Origin of the sequence: Kribbella pittospori, from assembly GCF_004331465.1 — a bacterium.
GTDB lineage: Bacteria > Actinomycetota > Actinomycetes > Propionibacteriales > Kribbellaceae > Kribbella > Kribbella pittospori.
In genome coordinates this window covers 277,282-293,504 of sequence record NZ_SJKB01000006.1, presented here as the reverse complement: position 1 = coordinate 293,504, position 16,223 = coordinate 277,282, and the positions used below count along the sequence as shown (strand labels likewise).

The 16,223-nt window shown below is 67.9% G+C and carries 13 protein-coding genes and 1 pseudogene; 8 read left to right on the top strand and 6 right to left on the bottom strand.

Annotated features, from left to right (window positions below; genetic code table 11):
- Positions 1 to 280: 280 nt before the first annotated feature.
- Positions 281 to 1,471, top strand: a complete 1,191-nt coding sequence (gene moeZ / locus E0H73_RS20815; protein ID WP_131358916.1) for an adenylyltransferase/sulfurtransferase MoeZ — start codon at positions 281 to 283, stop codon at positions 1,469 to 1,471.
- 21 nt (positions 1,472 to 1,492) lie between these two features.
- On the opposite strand, the gene E0H73_RS20810 is transcribed toward moeZ, so the two are convergent.
- On the bottom strand, positions 1,493 to 2,275 hold the full coding sequence (locus E0H73_RS20810) for a maleylpyruvate isomerase family mycothiol-dependent enzyme (RefSeq protein ID WP_131358913.1): 783 nt from the start codon (positions 2,273 to 2,275) through the stop codon (positions 1,493 to 1,495).
- Positions 2,275 to 2,913: a TetR/AcrR family transcriptional regulator gene (locus tag E0H73_RS20805; RefSeq protein ID WP_165555756.1), complete on the bottom strand. Its 639-nt coding sequence runs from the start codon at positions 2,911 to 2,913 to the stop codon at positions 2,275 to 2,277. Before E0H73_RS20805 ends, E0H73_RS20810 begins: the two co-directional genes overlap by 1 nt.
- Before the next feature lie 88 nt (positions 2,914 to 3,001).
- On the opposite strand from E0H73_RS20805, the gene E0H73_RS20800 reads away from it, so the two are divergent.
- The 6 genes from E0H73_RS20800 to E0H73_RS20775 all read left to right on the top strand — a co-directional run bounded on the left by E0H73_RS20800 (position 3,002) and on the right by E0H73_RS20775 (position 11,794).
- Positions 3,002 to 3,268, top strand: coding sequence for a DUF2277 domain-containing protein (locus tag E0H73_RS20800; RefSeq protein WP_131358906.1), 267 nt, complete (start codon positions 3,002 to 3,004; stop codon positions 3,266 to 3,268).
- A 44-nt stretch (positions 3,269 to 3,312) separates the two neighbouring features.
- Positions 3,313 to 3,627, top strand: coding sequence for a hypothetical protein (locus E0H73_RS20795; RefSeq protein ID WP_131358903.1), 315 nt, complete (start codon positions 3,313 to 3,315; stop codon positions 3,625 to 3,627).
- A gap of 72 nt (positions 3,628 to 3,699) precedes the next feature.
- Complete coding sequence (locus E0H73_RS20790) at positions 3,700 to 4,539, top strand: TIGR03560 family F420-dependent LLM class oxidoreductase (RefSeq protein ID WP_131358900.1); 840 nt, start codon at positions 3,700 to 3,702, stop codon at positions 4,537 to 4,539.
- A gap of 187 nt (positions 4,540 to 4,726) precedes the next feature.
- Positions 4,727 to 5,038 (top strand): MGMT family protein, encoded by a 312-nt coding sequence (locus tag E0H73_RS20785; protein ID WP_131358897.1) that lies wholly within the window; start codon positions 4,727 to 4,729, stop codon positions 5,036 to 5,038.
- A 338-nt stretch (positions 5,039 to 5,376) separates the two neighbouring features.
- On the top strand, positions 5,377 to 8,499 hold the full coding sequence (locus E0H73_RS20780; protein WP_238164132.1) for an ATP-dependent helicase: 3,123 nt from the start codon (positions 5,377 to 5,379) through the stop codon (positions 8,497 to 8,499).
- A 55-nt stretch (positions 8,500 to 8,554) separates the two neighbouring features.
- Entirely contained in the window at positions 8,555 to 11,794 is a 3,240-nt protein-coding gene (locus E0H73_RS20775) for an ATP-dependent DNA helicase (RefSeq protein ID WP_131358891.1), read from the top strand.
- On the opposite strand, the gene E0H73_RS45910 is transcribed toward E0H73_RS20775, so the two are convergent.
- The 4 genes and pseudogenes from E0H73_RS45910 to E0H73_RS20755 form a co-directional block, all read right to left on the bottom strand.
- The gene (locus E0H73_RS45910; RefSeq protein ID WP_272949139.1) at positions 11,775 to 12,089 is read right to left on the bottom strand and encodes a Uma2 family endonuclease; all 315 of its coding nucleotides are present in this window, start codon (positions 12,087 to 12,089) and stop codon (positions 11,775 to 11,777) included. The two genes, E0H73_RS20775 and E0H73_RS45910, sit on opposite strands and share 20 nt — an antisense overlap.
- Positions 12,090 to 12,154: 65 nt before the next feature.
- Complete coding sequence (locus tag E0H73_RS20765) at positions 12,155 to 12,655, bottom strand: Uma2 family endonuclease (protein ID WP_238164131.1); 501 nt, start codon at positions 12,653 to 12,655, stop codon at positions 12,155 to 12,157.
- Positions 12,656 to 12,819: 164 nt separating this feature from the next.
- Positions 12,820 to 14,535 (bottom strand): IucA/IucC family protein, encoded by a 1,716-nt coding sequence (locus E0H73_RS20760; RefSeq protein WP_131358886.1) that lies wholly within the window; start codon positions 14,533 to 14,535, stop codon positions 12,820 to 12,822.
- A 1-nt stretch (position 14,536) separates the two neighbouring features.
- Positions 14,537 to 15,123, bottom strand: a pseudogene (locus E0H73_RS20755) (GNAT family N-acetyltransferase).
- A gap of 124 nt (positions 15,124 to 15,247) precedes the next feature.
- On the opposite strand from E0H73_RS20755, the gene E0H73_RS20750 reads away from it, so the two are divergent.
- Positions 15,248 to 16,177 carry a sigma-70 family RNA polymerase sigma factor gene (locus E0H73_RS20750; RefSeq protein WP_165555754.1) on the top strand — a complete coding sequence of 310 codons (930 nt, stop codon included), beginning with the start codon at positions 15,248 to 15,250 and terminating at the stop codon, positions 16,175 to 16,177.
- Positions 16,178 to 16,223 lie beyond the last annotated feature (46 nt).

Below are 16,223 nucleotides of genomic sequence, written 5' to 3'. Positions count from 1 at the left end.
CCGTCAGGTGGTCGCCGGAGCGGCGGTCCGCCGCGACCAGACCCCCTGCTGATGCGACTTTGTGCACGGGTCATCCACCTGAGCGGGCTGGGGATGGTTGACCGGTGCTCAAGGTCGGTGGATGGGCGGGGCGGATGCTCACGGGGTGTGGTGGGGGTGAGACGCGGGGTCCGGGATGCGGACTTGGGCGGGGGTGGGTTTGGTTGTGCGGGAACATGGAGGTGGGACGGATGGTTGAAAACCGGAGATCCCGTCCGACATCTTCACGAGGAGCCGACACGTGTCACTGCCACCGCTGGTCGAACCAGCCGACGAGCTGACCATCGACGAGGTGCGCCGGTATTCGCGGCACCTGATCATCCCCGAGGTCGGGATGGCCGGACAGAAGCGGCTGAAGAACTCCAAGGTGCTGGTGATCGGCGCCGGCGGCCTGGGCAGCCCGGCGCTGCTCTATCTGGCCGCGGCCGGCGTCGGCACCCTCGGCATCGTCGAGTTCGACACCGTCGACGAGTCGAACCTGCAGCGCCAGATCATCCACGGCCAGTCCGACGTCGGCAAGTCCAAGGCCCAGTCGGCCAAGGAGTCGATTCTCGAGACCAACCCGAACACGAACGTCGTCCTGCACGAGACCCGGCTGGACAACGACAACGTCTTCGAGATCTTCGAGCAGTACGACCTGATCGTCGACGGCACCGACAACTTCGCCACCCGGTACCTGGTGAACGACGCCGCGGTGCTGCTCGGCAAGCCGTACGTCTGGGGCTCGATCTTCCGCTTCGACGGCCAGATCAGCGTGTTCTGGGCCGAGCACGGCCCGTGCTACCGCTGCCTCTACCCGGAGCCGCCGCCCCCCGGCATGGTTCCGTCCTGTGCGGAAGGCGGCGTACTCGGCGTGCTCTGCGCGTCCGTCGGCGCAGCCCAGGTCACCGAGGCGATCAAGCTGCTCACCGGTATCGGCGACCCGTCGCTCGGCCGGCTGAACATCTACGAGGCGCTCGACCTCAACTGGCGTTCGCTGAAGGTCCGCAAGGACCCGAACTGCGCCATCTGCGGTGAGAACCCGACCGTCACCGAGCTGATCGACTACGAGAGCTTCTGCGGCGCGCTGACCGAGGAGGCGGCCGACGCGGCCGTCGGCTCGACCATCTCGGTGAAGCAGTTGAGCGAGTGGATCAAGCTCAAGGACAACGGCGAGAAGGACTTCGTCCTGATCGACGTCCGCGAGCCGAACGAGTACGAGATCAACAAGATCCCGGGCTCGGTGCTGATCCCGAAGGCGGACTTCCAGACGGGTGTGGCGCTGGAGAAGCTGCCGCAGGACAAGCAGTTGGTGTTCCACTGCAAGTCCGGCGTCCGGTCTGCCGAGGTGCTCGCGATCGCGAAGGGCGCCGGCTTCTCCGACGCCGTCCACGTCGGTGGCGGAGTGGTTGCCTGGGTCGACCAGATCGACCCGAGCCAGCCGGCGTACTAGAGACCCCAGCCAGCCGTCGTACTAGAACGGCATCCGGCACGAACTGACCGCGTCGACCGCGGCGGCGTCACCTGACACCACAGGTGCGTCGTCGCGACCCGACAGCGTTCGCATGTAGCCGACCGCGTCCACGGCGGCGCGACCGACCGGCTCATCCCTCCCGAGCCGGTACGTCCCGCCGCCCTGGCCTGTGAGTTCCAGTACGACGGTCGGCCGGTCATCCCAGTACGGTCCGTCGACCACGTCGTACATCACCTGTCCGACGATCTCCTCGGCGTACGGTCCGGCGTCGAAGGACCGCCCGAGCGCCTGGCAGATGTCGTCCCGATGCATCCACAGGTCCCGCGCCAGCAGAACGTCGTGGACGTAGCCGAGGGACATCCGCGGGAAGCCGTCCGCCTGCATCGTGATCCGCCGGAACAGCTCCGGATTGCGTGAGATCTTGCGGGTCGCCTTGCCCCACCGGGTGTCGAACAACGCCCGGAGTTCGGCCGGCGGCGTACCGCGGTGCTCGTCGGCCTGCACCATCATGTGCGCGTCGAACCGGGGTATTCCCGGGTAGACCCGCTTCCCTTTCCGGAAGCGCCGCGGGAACGACCACGGCGTGATCACGTCCTCCGCCTGGCCGATCAGATGCCCGGCGATGTCCGCGACATCCCACTCGTCGCACACCGTACGGCGCTTCCACTCGGTCCCCTCGATCGACGCGAGCAGCTCGTGCCACGCCTGGATCTCCGCATCCCGGTGGAGCCGGCATTGCGCTCGGTCGGCTCGTCCGATCTGTTCCGCGAGTACTGCAGTCATCACTTCCCCCTGGTCGGTGCGTAGTGCTGGTAGAACATCTCGAGTACGACGGGCAGCAGCCGGCTGAACCGCCCTTCCTCCAACGAAGCGTCCGGCTCGTTGGCGATCTGCTGCGAGAGCAACCCGGCTGTGATCGACGTGAACAACGCGATCCCGTCCTCGCCGGCCGCGTCCGGGTGCAGCCGGCCGGCATCGACACCTGCCTGCAGATGCCGACGGACCTCCAGCAGCGCCTCCTGGGCCGGCGCGTAAGCCTCCGGGCTCGGCTCGAACCCGGGGATCGTCCGCCAGAACAGCAACTGTGAGTAGACCCGGTGCTCCAGGCACCACCGGGCCCACGCAGTCGAGCCGATCAGATGGAGCTCGACGACATCGTCGGTGGTCGCCGCGGCGATGGCATCGCGCTGAGCGGCCAGGAAGAGCTCGGCCCCGCGCTGGAACAGTGCGTCGTAGATGGCCATCTTGGACGGGAAGTACTGGTAGAGCGACGGCGGTTGCATGCCGAGCCGGCGGGCCACCGCGGACAGGCTGAGCGCCGCGACACCCTCGGCCTCCATCAGTTCGATGGCGACGTCGAGGATCTCCTCGATGGTCGCCTGACGACGGCGGGTACGGCGATCCAGACCAGCTGTGCTCATATGCTGAGGAAAACCTAAGACCATTAGGGAAGTCAATACCCCATAGGAATTCCGTTGGTTTGTCCCTGTCGCCGACTACTGTCGTGGCATGTGCAGAAACATCACCGTCCTCCGGGGACTCGAGCCGGCCGCGACCTCTGAGGAGATCTACGCGGCCGCACTGCAGTACGCGCGCAAGGTGTCCGGCGTCGGCTCGCTGAGCTCGACCACCCGCGGCCCGATCGAGCGGGCCGCGACCGAGGTCGCCAAGATCACCCTGCAGTTGCTGGCGGAGATGCCCGAGCGCCGCAACCCACCACAGACCGTCCCGCCACTGCGCCGTCCTGAGGTGCGCGCCAGACTCGGCCTCGACTAAGCCTGTCTTGCGACAAAGAGGTCCTGGCCGACCGCCGTCGGCAGGTGCTGGTCTACGCGCTCCTGGTTGTCGGCGTGCTGCTCTCGCTGGCGAACACCAATGCGCAGACCGAGTTGGTGCACCGGCGCGGCGAGTCGTGCGACGGATCGCTCCCGCTCCCTGTCGGCGCGTATCTGCTGGCCTTCGGCGGATTGCTGGCCGGTGCGATCGCGCTGGTGCTGCTGATTCGCTGGTTCCGCCGTGAACCACTCGCCGTCGTTCTGCTGGTGACAGCGTCAGCCGCCGTCATCTTCGAGATCCTCGTGCTCGTCACCGCGTTCCAGGAGGGTCGCCCGGTCTATCCGATGTGCGAGGGTTAGCCCAGCTGCGGCTGAGTGCCGGGATCGCGGGTAATGTCCCACCTGGGAAACGGTCGCCTAGGGAGGACGCACATGCGGTTTGCGATCAAGACCAGGCCGGAGCACACCACGTGGCAGCAGCTGCGGGACGTGTGGATCGCCGCGGACGAGTTCGAGATCTTCGAGTCGGCCTGGCACTGGGACCACTTCTACCCGCTCAGCGGTGACATGGCCGGCCCGAACCTCGAGGCCTGGACCACGCTCGCCGCACTGGCGCAGGCGACCAAGCGGATCCGGATCGGTTGCCAGGTCAACGGCATGATCTACCGGCACCCCGCCGTCACGGCGAACATGGCCGCGACCACCGACATCATCTCCGGCGGCCGGCTCGAACTCGGCCTCGGCGCGGGCTGGAACGAGATGGAGACCACGGCGTACGGCATCGAGCTGTACGGGTTGAAGGAGCGCTTCGACCGGTTCGACGAAGGCATGCAGGCGATCGTCGCGCTGCTCACCGAGAAGGTCGCGAACTTCGACGGCAAGTACATCAAGCTCACCGACGCGTACTGCGAGCCGAAGGGCGTGCAGACCCCACACCCGCCGATCGCCATCGGTGGCAAGGGCCCGAAGCGCACCCTGCGCGCGGTCGCCCGCTGGGCCCAGCACTGGAACGTCATAGTGGCGAACCCGGAGGAGTGGAAGCCCCTCAAGGACATCCTCGTCAAGCACTGCGAGGACGTCGGCCGCGACGTCAACGAAATCACCTGCTCGGTCAACGTCCGAGTCGACCCCGACCAACCCCTCGACAACGTGGTAGCCGCCTCCGCCGCGTACGCCGAAGCCGGCGTCGACCTGGTCGTGGTAAACCTCCCGCTCGACGCCCCACCCTCAGTCCTAGAACCCCTAGCCAAGGCGCTAGCCCCACTCGCCTGATACCCCCAACGCGCCGCTACGCGCGCTCCTGCCGTCGCGTGCTCGCGGCCGCTCCCGCCCGCCCAGCCTTGAGTGCGCCGTGCTCCTGCGTCCCCCGGGGGTTGGAGACCACTGCGTTGGCGGCGATTCGCACCTGTGTTGGATGTGATGGCGCTCGGGTGTCTGTGGTGACGGTTAGGTTGGGGTTGTGGATCGGGAGGAGTACATCGAGGCGGTGTTGCGGGCGGTTGAGTCGATTCCGGCCGGCAGCGTGGCGACGTACGGGGATATTGCTGAGTACGTCGGGCAGGGTGGGCCTCGGCAGGTTGGGGCGATCATGCGGGAGTACGGCGGGAGTGTGCCGTGGTGGCGGGTGATTCGTGCTTCTGGGGTGCCTGCTGATGAGGTGGGGGACGAGCAGTTGCACAACCTGCGGTCCGACGGCGTCCGCGTCACCAACGGCCGGGTGAACCTGCGCGACGTTCGCTGGGACCCCGAGCCTTCGCACACCGAGCACTAGACGCGGCGGCGCGAACGACCGCAGCGGCGCCGAGACTTCGCACGCCGAGCCATAGACGGTTGATCGCCCGCACCGGAGCAAGTACATGCCGGCGGCGCGACTGCTCCGCCCCGAGCCTTCGCGCCGCCGGTGTTTGGTTGATGCCGGGGGTGGGTGGAAAGTTTGGCGCGTCCGGTTTCCGGCTATTCGGGAAGTGGCCGGGGTGGGCGTGAGGATTTGTCGGTGGGGTCTGCTGGGATGGTGCGATGGTCAGCAGACAGGGGTCCCGGTATCGGTTGATCCGGGCCGCGGGGCGGAGCGCTGAATCCCCTGTTCTGGACGCGGATCAGCAAGCAGTCGTGGATCACCGCGCAGGACCTCTGCTGGTGCTCGCCGGCCCGGGGACCGGGAAGACGACGACCCTGGTCGAGGCCGTCGTCGATCGGGTCCGCAACCGCGGTCTGAGCCCAGACGAGGTGCTGGTGCTCACGTTCGGACGCAAGGCGGCGACCGAGCTGAGAGACCGGATCACCGGCCGGCTCGGGCGGACTACGCGAGTCATGCCGTCGATGACGTTCCATTCCTTCTGCTACGCGTTGCTGCGACGCTTCACCCCGGCCGACGCGTTCGACGTACCGCTCCGGCTTCCGTCCGGACCGGAGCAGTCGCTGCGGCTGACCGAGGCGTTGTCCGGCAGTCGTGAGGTCGGTGCGGTGCAGTGGCCGAGCAGTCTGCATCCGGCGCTGAAGACGCGCGGGTTCACCGACGAGGTGCAGGCCGTGATCGGCAAGGCGCGGCAGCTCGGTCTCGACCCGGAGGACCTGTCCGCGATCGGGCAGTCCGCAGAGCGCGCCGAGTGGGTCGCGGTCGGCGACTTCTTCGAGGAGTACCTGCAGATCCTCGACCACGAGCAGGTGCTGGACTACTCCGAGCTCATCCACCGCGCGGTGATCCTGGCCCAGCAGCCGCAGGTCCAGGCCAAGCTCCGCACCGAGTTCAAGGCCGTTTTCGTCGACGAGTACCAGGACACCGATCCCGGTCAGACCAAGCTACTCCAGGCGATCGCCGGCGACGGCCGCGACCTGGTCGTCGTCGGTGACCCGGACCAGTCCATCTACACGTTCCGCGGCGCCGACGTTCGCGGCCTCCTGCGGTTCACCGACGAGTTCCGCGCGGCGGACGGCGCGGAGGCGGCCCAGATCGCGCTCGGCACGACGCGCCGGTTCGGCACGACGCTGCAGCGCGTGTCTCGCAATGTCGTCAGCCGCCTCGGTGTGCCGGGGACGCTGGACCGCGACACGTTCGACCGCTTCCGGAACCCGGATGCGAGCAGCTGTGTCTACGGCGCCGGCAAGGTCGAGGCAAACCTCTACTCCACCAGCGGCGCCGAGCTCGAGCACATCGCCGACCTGCTGCGTCGGGCGCATGTTCAGGACGGCGTCGGCTGGCACGAGATGGCGGTGCTGGTCCGGTCCGGCAGTCGTTCGATCCCACCGTTGCGGCGCGCGCTCGCGGCCGCGGGGATCCCGGTCGACGTGGCCGGTGACGAGCTCCCGTTGTCCCGGGAGCCCGCCGTACGTCCGATGCTGCTGGCGTTGCGTGCGGTCGCGGACCCGTCGACGTTGACGGTCGACGTCGTACGGGCGTTGGCGTTGTCACCGTTGGGCGCGATGGACGCGGGGCAGTTGCGGCGGCTGGCGCGGGTGTTGCGGCGGCGGGACCGGGAGGCCGCGGGCGGCCAGCGGCTGCCGCGGTCGTCGGACGAGCTGCTGCGCGAGGCCCTGATGAACCCGTTGCTCCTCGACCAGGAGGCGTCGCCGGCCGAGGCCCGGTTCGTCGCGCTGGGGGAGAGGTTGCTCAAGGCAAGGAACATCGTGACCGCCGGCGCCGCTCCGGACGAGGTGATGTGGTCGCTGTGGTCGGAGTCGCCGTGGTTGCGACGCCTGCGCGGTCAAGCAAACTCAGGCGGAGAGCCGGCCCGGGCGGCGAACCGGGATTTGGATTCCTTGTGTGCGTTGTTCGATGCGGCGAGCCGGGCCGAGGAGCAGGTCGGGTTCAAGGGCGTGTCGGCGTTCCTGTCGGAGCTCGAATCGTTGGACATCGCGGGCGACAACCGGTTCGACGCGACGTACCGCGAGGCAGGCGTACAGCTGATGACGGCGCACCGGTCGAAGGGGCTGCAGTGGCGGCTCGTCGTTGTCGCGAGCGTGCAGGAAGGGCAATGGCCGGATCTACGGCGGCGCGGTTCACTGCTGGAGCCGGATCGGCTCGGGCCTGACGGGCTCATCGATCCGTTGTCGGCGGGTGCGTTGCTGGCCGAGGAGAGACGGCTGTTCTACGTCGCGATCACCCGGGCTCGGGAGCGGTTGATCGTGACGGCGGTCCAGGCGCCCGAGGCGGACGGGGACCAACCCTCCAGATTTCTTGCCGAGCTCGACATTCCTTTGAAACTGGTCGCAGGGCGGCCGCGGCGGCCGTTGTCGTTGCACGGCCTGGTCGCCGATCTGCGCTGTGTACTGTCGGATCCCTCTTCGTCGCCGGCGTTGAAGCGGGTTGCGGCCGATCGCCTGGCGATGCTGGCCGATGCCGTGGACGACCGGGAGTACTCGCTGGTGCCGACGGCTGATCCGTCCCGATGGTGGGGGGTCCGGGAGCGGACCCGGTCGGAGCGGCCGATCGCGGATCCGGATCTGCCGGTGCCGTTGTCAGGGAGTGCGCTGACGACGATCGTGGATTGTCCGCTGCGGTGGTTCCTGCAGCGGCGTGCCGGTGGAGAGACGCCCAGTACGTCGGCCATCGGGTTCGGCATGGTGTTGCACACGCTCGCGGATGCGGTCGCGACGGGGACGCTGCCGCCGTCGGTGGACGAGCTGACCGGCTGGCTCGACAAGGTGTGGACGCAGCTCGATTTCGAGTCGACGTGGATCTCGGACCGGGAGCGGGTTGAGGCGGAGGACGCGCTGCGGCGGTTCGTCGCGTGGCACCAAGGGCGGCCGGATCGCACGCTGGTGGGCACCGAGGTGGACTTCGACGTACTGCTGCCGGATACCGACAAGCCGGCGGTGCGGGTGAAGGGCCGGATGGACCGCATCGAGCAGGACGGTGAGGGGACGATCCGGGTGGTCGACCTGAAGACCGGCCGCTCGATGCCGACCAAGCCGGCGCTGGCACGGCATGTGCAGCTGGCGATCTACCAGCGCGCGATCGCGTCCCGTCAGCTGAAGGATCTTGGCGAGGAGCCGGTCGCGGGCGGCGCCGAGCTCGTCCAGCTCCGCCACGACGACAGCGGCTTCCCGAAGGTGCAGCACCAGGGCCCGCTCGAGGCTGACGACGACGGCAAGACCTGGCTCGACGAGGCGGTCGAAGACGCCGAAGCCATGGTCCGCTCCGAAGAATTCATTGCCAAACGCAACGACGGCTGCAGTCGCTGCGAAGCTCGCCCGCTCTGCCCCATCCAACCCGAAGGCCGAGAGATCGTCTGATGCGCGCCCATCCCGACCCTGCTGACTCCACCTGCTCCGACGAGCGGGTCTGCTGATGCGCGCTCACCTGAACTCGACGGCTGAGTTGTGTGAGCTGCTGGGGATTCCGTTCAGTGATCAGCAGTTGGCGGCTATTACGGCGCCGCTGGCGCCCGGGGTGATCGTGGCGGGCGCCGGGTCCGGGAAGACGACGGCGATGGCGGCTCGGGTGGTGTGGTTGATCTGCACCGGGCAGGTGCTGCCGGAGGAAGTGCTCGGGCTGACGTTCACCAAGAAGGCGGCGAACGAGCTCGACGTGAAGATCCGCGACGACCTGACCAAGGCCGGCGTGCTCGGATCGACCCTGCCGAAGGACCAGCCCCCGATCCTCGCCGCCCACCTCCGCAGCAACATCCCGAACTGGGAGCCCGAGGAGCCCGGCGAGCCGGTCGTCTCGACGTACCACGCCTTCGCCGGCACGCTCATCGCCGAGCACGGCCTCCGTCTCGGACTCGAGCCCGACGCCCGAGTCCTCGCCGACGCGACCCGGTTCCAGCTCGCGGGCCGGGTCGTACGACGGTCTGCCGGACCGATCCGGTTCGCGTCGCACCACGTGCCCACGCTCGTCAACAGCCTGCTCGCGCTCGACGGTGAGCTCGCGGACCACCTGCTCCGGGCGGACGACGTACGCGAGCATGACGAGGCAGTACGGCAAGAGGTCGCGGCGGCACGGAAGCAGACGGTCGAGGTTCGGAAGCTCGCGGAGACCGCGTTAAAGCGTGGCGAGATCCTGCAGTTGGTCGAGGAGTATCAGGCCTACAAGGGTGAGCGCGGCGTCGTCGACTTCGCCGATCAGATGGCGCTCGGCGCGCGGCTGGCCGAGGAATGCCCGGAGGTCGCGGTCGCCGAGCGCTCGCGGTACAAGGTCGTCCTGCTCGACGAGTACCAGGACACCTCCGTGTCGCAGCGCCGGATGCTCACCGCGTTGTTCGCCGGACGTGATGTCGAGCACGGCCGCGGTCACCCTGTCACCGCGGTCGGCGACCCGTGCCAGGCGATCTACGGCTGGCGCGGCGCGTCCGTCGCCAACCTGGACGAGTTCCCCGAGCACTTCCCTCAGGCCGATGGCACACCAGCACGTCGGTATGTCCTCAGCGTCAACCGTCGCTGCGGCAGTCGCATCCTCGCCGCCGCGAACCAGCATGCCACCGAGCTGTACGAACAGCACCCCGGCGTCATCCCGCTCGAAGCCCCGGAGAACGCGCCTGAGGGCGCGATCACCGTCGGCCTCTTCGAGACGCGCTCGCAGGAGATCGAGTGGGTCGCCGACGCGATCGTCGCCGCGCACCGCACCCCGAACCGCCGGTGGAAGGACATCGGCATCCTGATGCGGACGAACGTCGACCTCAGTGCGGTGCACGAAGCGCTGATCGCACGCAAGGTCCCGGTCGAGGTCGTCGGTCTCGGCGGACTCCTCGCGCTGCCCGAGGTCGTCGACGTCGTCGCCACCCTGCAGGCGGTCAACGACCTGACCGCGAACGCCGCGATGCTCCGGATCCTGACCGGCCCGCGCTACCGGATCGGTCACCGCGACCTTGCCCTGCTGGCGAATCGCTCGCGCGCCCTCGCCGACACCGGCGACCGCCCGGACGCGGACGACCTGCTCGCCGCACTCGACGCGGCCGTCGCCGGGATGGACTCGACCGAGGTCATCTCGCTGGCCGAGGCGGTCGACGATCCAGGACCGGATGCCTGGGGATACTCGCCGGAGGCGATGGTCCGCTTCAAGGAACTGTCCACCGAGTTGCGCGAGCTACGCAACCACGCCGGAGAGCCGCTGCTCGACTTGGTACGTCGCGTGATCAGCACCATCGGCCTCGACGTCGAGCTGACCGCGACGCCCGACCACGTCGACTCGGGCCGCCGCGATCACCTCGCCGCGTTCTTGGATGCCGTCGGCAACTTCGTGTCGACCGAGTCGGACGGTTCGCTGGACGGTCTGCTGGCGTATCTCGCCGCCGAGGAGGAGTACGCCGCCGGCCTCGACCTCGCCGTACCGAGTGAGGCCGACTCGGTGAAGCTGCTCACCACGCACCGGTCGAAGGGCCTCGAGTGGCCGATCGTGTTCGTGCCCACGCTGGTGCAGAAGGTGTTCCCGTCGGACCGCGGCCGGGACAAGTGGACGACCAACGCGAAGGTGCTGCCGTGGCCGTTGCGCGGTGACGCTGACACGTTGCCCGACATCCACGACCTGTCCAACGCCGGTCTGAAGGCGTTCACCGACGAGTGCAAGGGCGTGAACGCGCTGGAGGAGAGGCGTCTCGGGTACGTCGCCTTCACCCGTGCGAAGGAGATCCTCGTCGCCACCGGGCACTGGTGGGGGCCGACGCAGAAGCGCCCGCGCGGGCCTTCGTCGTACCTGGAGACTCTGAAGAAGCACGCGGGTGACCGGGTCATTTCGTGGGCCGAGCAGCCTGAGCTGACGGAGGAGAACCCGGAGCTCGCCGAGCAGACGCAGGCGCCGTGGCCGACGCCGTACGACACGGAGTCGTACCAACGCCGTCTGGATGCGGTGGAGTTGGTGCAGCGTTCGCGTGCGGAGGGACCGTCGGTCGAGGCGGAGGAGTCGCTGCTGCTGGACGAGCAGGCGACCGTCGCGCGGTGGGACTCCGAGATCGAGCGATTGTTGTCAGAGGCAAGGGAGAGCCGGAGCCGGAAGGCGTACGACGTCGAGCTGCCGGCCGCGCTGTCGGCGACGCAGGTGATGCGGCTGGCGAAGGACCCGGACGGGCTGGCGTCGGAGCTGGCTCGGCCGATGCCGCGCAAACCTAACCGGGCGGCGCGTTTCGGCACTCGCTTCCATGCGTGGGTCGAGAGCTACTTCGGGCAGCAACTCCTGCTCGACCCCGACGACCTGCCCGGCGCTGCGGACGAGGACATCGTCGACGACACCGATCTGACCGAGCTGATGGATGCGTTCCGCGTCGGGCCGTACGGCGAGACCACGCCGTACGAGATCGAGGCGCCGTTCGCACTGGCCATCGGCGGCCGGGTCGTCCGCGGGCGCATCGACGCCGTCTACCAGGTGGTCCGGCCGGACGGATCCCGCGGGTACGACGTCATCGACTGGAAGACCACCCGCAACGAGACCGCCGACCCCCTCCAACTCGCCATCTACCGAATCGCCTGGTCCGAACTCATGAACATCCCCCTCGACCAGGTCACCGCCGCCTTCTACTACGTCCGCCAAGCCGACGTCGTCCGCCCCCCGAACCTCCCCACCAAACAACAACTGATCAACCTCCTGAACGGCTGACCAACTCCGCCGGCACAACCCGCACCGAGAACGGCACCGTCGCCTCGAACACGTCGTCACCGACGACCGTTCTCTCGGCGTACTCACCGTCCACCAACTCCCGGACAGTCAGCGAACGCCTGGCCGGGTCGAACATCCAGTACGACGGCACCTTCGACAGGTCGTACAGAGCCTGCCTGTAGCCGGTGTCCAGCTCTCGCGTGCTGCGCGACATGATCGCAACCGCCAGCAACAGCCGCTCGACGTGCCGCTCACCGATGTCATCGCGACGACACACGAGAATGTCCGGAAGCAACGACAGCCCGGCGGCGGGAGGAAGGTTGGGTAAGGGCAGATGGGCATCTGCCCTGGAATGCCCTGTTATCCGAGTAGTTGGGCTGGGGTGAGGGTGATGGGGAACGGGTTTGTGGTGTGGAAGGTTTCTTCGGATTGGAGGACTGTTTGGCAGGTGTAGCCGGTGGGGGTGAGGGTGAGGATGGTGAGCTCTTGGTGGGTGGGGTCTAGGAGCCAGTAGGACGGGACTTGGTGGGTTTCGTAGAGGGCGCGTTTGAGGACTACGTCAGTGGTTCGGGTGGAGGGGGAGATGACTTCGACGGCTAGGAGGGGTGGGTGTACGCCGGTGTAGTCGCGGGGACCCACGAGGACGTCGGGGCGGAGGGTGGTGGTCGGGGTGGGGCGGAAGGTGAGGGAGCCGACGGCGACCATCAGGTCGGGTGGGCACGACGTCTTGAGGTGGACCATCAGGGCGGTTACCGCGGCGTGGTGGGCGGGCGGTTGGGCGCCGGTGGTCAGCAGGCGCCCAGCGACGATCTCGTAGCGCCTCCCGTCCCGAGGCGTCTCGGTTAGCTGTTCGCTGATCACCCCACCAGCGTGACGGATTCCGCCGTACCGCCGCGGAAGTTATCCACAGCAAGGCCCGCGGACCGCCAGCACTCACCAACGTGAGCCGGGACGGGTAGGCGTCGTCCGCGTGAGCGTGGACTCGCGCCGATGGCTTCCGTTGGTGAGTGGCTGGGGTCCGGCTGTCAGCTGATCGGGTTGTCGAGGGTGCCGACGAACTGGAGGGAGCCGGCGACGTCGGTGAGGTCGACCATTTGCTGGTTGTTGCGGAGTTGGAGCCGGTTCAGGCAGGACAGAGCGAAGGTCGGAGCGAAGATGTCGTACTTCGCGAACGCCGCAGCCAACTCGGGGGTCGCGGCCTGGTAGTCGCGGATGGAGTCGCCGACCACGGACCAGAACTCGGCCGGCGTCAGCAGACCCCCGCGGTCCAGGAGCGGGGACAGGAACCGGAAGATGCAGTCGAAGATGTCGGTGAAGATCGACAGGAGCTTCTCGTCGTCGGGGACCTCGGCGCGGACACGTTCGGCGTCGGCCGGCAGCGGGGTCTCCGGGTCCATCACCGCGATCTCCTCGGCGATGTCCTTCATGATGACCCGGATCGGCACCGCGTCCCGCAGTACCAGGATCAGGTTCTCGCCGTGCGGCATGAACACCAGTTCGTACGCGTAGAAGCTGTGCACCAAAGGGATCAGGTACGCATCGACGTACGCCCGCAGCCAGTCCGCCGGCGCCAGCCCCGACGCGCGGATCAGAGCCGCCGCCAGCGACGAACCATGCCGGTCGACGTGCAGCAGACTCGCCATCGTGGCCGGCCGTTCGCCCGGCTCGAGCGCCGGCACCGGGCTCTCCCGCCACAGCGCCGACAGCATCTTCCGGTACGGCGACGTCCGCTGCGTCGCGGCCTCGTAGTACCGGTTGTGATACCCGGCGGCCGCGATCTCGCGCAACACCGAGAAGCCGTACCGCTTCAGGACAAGGTCGTTCTCGACCAGGTCGAACACCCAGTCGTTGATTGCCGGCGTCGCAGCCATGTACGTCGGGGACAGCCCGCGCATGAAGCCCATGTTCAGCACCGACAATGCCGTCTTCACGTAGTGCCGCGACGGCTGCGACCGGTTGAAGAACGTCCGGATCGACTGCTGTGGCTGGTACTCGTCCGCACTCGACCCGACCAGGATGATGTGCCGCTGCGCGATGTCGGCCGCGAACGTGATCGACGTCTTGTTCTCCCACTGCCACGGATGCACCGGCAGGTAGACGTAGTCCTCCGGCGCACACCCCGCCGCCACGATCCGCGCCGCAAACTCCGCCAGCAGATCCTCCCCGAGCTCCTCGCGCAACAACTCGTCGTACGTGATGGAACTGCTGTGCGAGACCGTCGTCCGATCCTTGCGTACGGCGATCCACGTCAGCCGCACCGCCGCACCGGTCTCCGGAGCGAACGCCAGATAGTCGGTGACGCCGAACCCGAGCCGCCCGTTGTTCGCGACGAAGCACGGGTGCCCCTCGGTCATCGCGGCCTCGACCGTCTGGAAGTCCGCCGTGACCAGGTCGGCCGCGGTCAGTTCCGGCTTGGACAGCTTGTACGCCGCACTCGCGAGTGTGCTGCTGATCTCCTCGAGATACACCGGCAACATGTCGGCGCCGATGCCGAGCTGCTGGTGGAACTCCGTGATGAAGTCGAGCGCGTCAACCGCACCCCCATCGGAGAGCGAAAGAGCGTCGATCTCCCAGTGGTTCAACGGATAAAGCTGAGCCGAGAACTCATACCGCCCGACCGCATAACCGTTGTCCGTAGCAACGGGTTCGAGAATCCGCTCATGGATGAACTCTGCCAGAGCCTTACGCACCAGCGCACGGTTGACGACGGCCCAGACCTCAGGGTTCAGGTGATCGGTCATGTCAGCCCGCCTCGTTCATCCGGGTCGCCTCGGCGTACTGGTCGCGGCTGCAGAAGCTCAGCCAGGCTTGCTTGTCCGGCAGGTCCACGATGCTGTGCTTGCGGAACCCCATCCGCTCGTTGAGCGCCTGGATCTTGAGGTTCCCGACATCCGGCTCGACCACGATCCGGTCGACCAGCGGATCGCTGAACAGGCTGTCCAGGATCGTCTCGAAGACGGCGCCGGTGAAGCCCGGGATCCGTGCGACCGGCGGCGCGACCAGTACATGCATGCCGATGTCGCCCGGCGCCAGGTTGTACGTCCCGCCGACCACGTCGTACGCCGGCTGTAGCGCTCCATCAGGAACGCGGGCCGGCCGTCGTGCTCGCCGAGGAACGCGCGGTGATGGCCGGACTGTTCGATCCGGAGGTACTCCGCGTGCACGTCCTCGCGCGACGCGGTCAGCAGACCCCAGTAGCGGGCGTACGGCTGCGTGACCCAGCCGTGCAGAGTGGTGACGTCCTCGGTCAGGTCGAACGGCCGGAGGCTGAGGGTGCCGATCCCGGCGACGAAGCGCCGGTACGTCGGCTCGGGCAGTGCTCTGGTCATGGCGGATCTGCTTTCGAGGTGGGCGAACCTGCTTAGCTAAGGCTTACCTTACTTGATTGCTGACTGTGCATCGAAACCGGCCCGTATCCTGGCGGCGCCCGCAGCCGTCCAGACTGGTATGACCATGACTGACGCACTCGACCTGCCCGAGCTCCGAGCCGCGCGGCAGGCGCGCCGAGAATTCCTCGACCGGCTGGAGCCGCTGCGCTCCGACCTGTACGCCTACTGCCGCCGGCTGACCGGCAACGCCTTCGACGCCGAAGACCTGGTCCAGGAGTCGCTGGCTCGGGCGTTCACCCAGGCTGCGCAGGCGCACAGCCCGATCGAGAACCCGCGGGCCTGGCTGTTTCGCGTCGCGACCAACGCGTACGTCGACAGCTACCGCAGGCAGAAGCCAGTCCTGGTCGATGCCGTGGAGCAGGTCGCGCCGACCGCAGCGGATCCCGCTGAGGTCCGGGACGCATGGGCTGAGCTCGTGACCCTGCTGCCGCCGCAGGAGCGGGCGGCACTCGCGTTGAAGGACCTGTTCGGCTTCACGCTCGCCGAGGTGGCCGACGTACTGCGGACCTCCGTGGGCGCAGTCAAGGCCGCACTGCACCGTGGACGCGGCCGACTGGACTCACCGGAGCGGGAGCAGTCCCTCAAGGTGCGTGAGGCGCCGGACCGCCGGCTGCTCGACGCTGTCGCCGAGGCGTTCAACGCGTACGACGTACCCCGGCTGACTGCACTGCTCCTGGCTGACGCGCACAGCGAGATCATGGGCGTCCTCACGGAGTACGGCGCCGACCAGATGCGCGACGGGTCCATCGAGCACACCCTCGATCTGTCCAAGCCGTACCGCTACACCGCGGAGGTCCGGGAGCTCTGGGGCGAGACCGTGGTGGTCGTCCGCATCGTCCGGGACGGCAACACCGCGGTGAACGACCTGATGCGCATCAGCACCGAGGACGGCAAGGTGCGCTCGATCCACTGGTACTACTTCTCGCCCGACTTCCTCACGGAGCTCGCCGCCGAACTGGGCGAGCCGGTCGTCCTCAATGGTCACCACTACTAAAGACGGACACAGCAGGTAGCCCGCGCGGCGGATGTGGGTAGCCGAT

Bases quoted from the DNA above. Each gene is read 5' to 3' on its own strand.
- E0H73_RS20790 (WP_131358900.1), top strand. From the start codon at position 3,700: ATGCGGTTTGCGATCAAGACCAGGCCGGAGCACACCACGTGGCAGCAG.
- E0H73_RS20775 (WP_131358891.1), top strand. From the start codon at position 8,555: ATGCGCGCTCACCTGAACTCGACGGCTGAGTTGTGTGAGCTGCTGGGG.
- E0H73_RS20750 (WP_165555754.1), top strand. From the start codon at position 15,248: ATGACTGACGCACTCGACCTGCCCGAGCTCCGAGCCGCGCGGCAGGCG.
- E0H73_RS20805 (WP_165555756.1), bottom strand. From the start codon at position 2,913: ATGAGCACAGCTGGTCTGGATCGCCGTACCCGCCGTCGTCAGGCGACC.
- E0H73_RS20760 (WP_131358886.1), bottom strand. From the start codon at position 14,535: ATGACCGATCACCTGAACCCTGAGGTCTGGGCCGTCGTCAACCGTGCG.
- E0H73_RS20810 (WP_131358913.1), bottom strand. From the start codon at position 2,275: ATGACTGCAGTACTCGCGGAACAGATCGGACGAGCCGACCGAGCGCAA.
- E0H73_RS20800 (WP_131358906.1), top strand. From the start codon at position 3,002: ATGTGCAGAAACATCACCGTCCTCCGGGGACTCGAGCCGGCCGCGACC.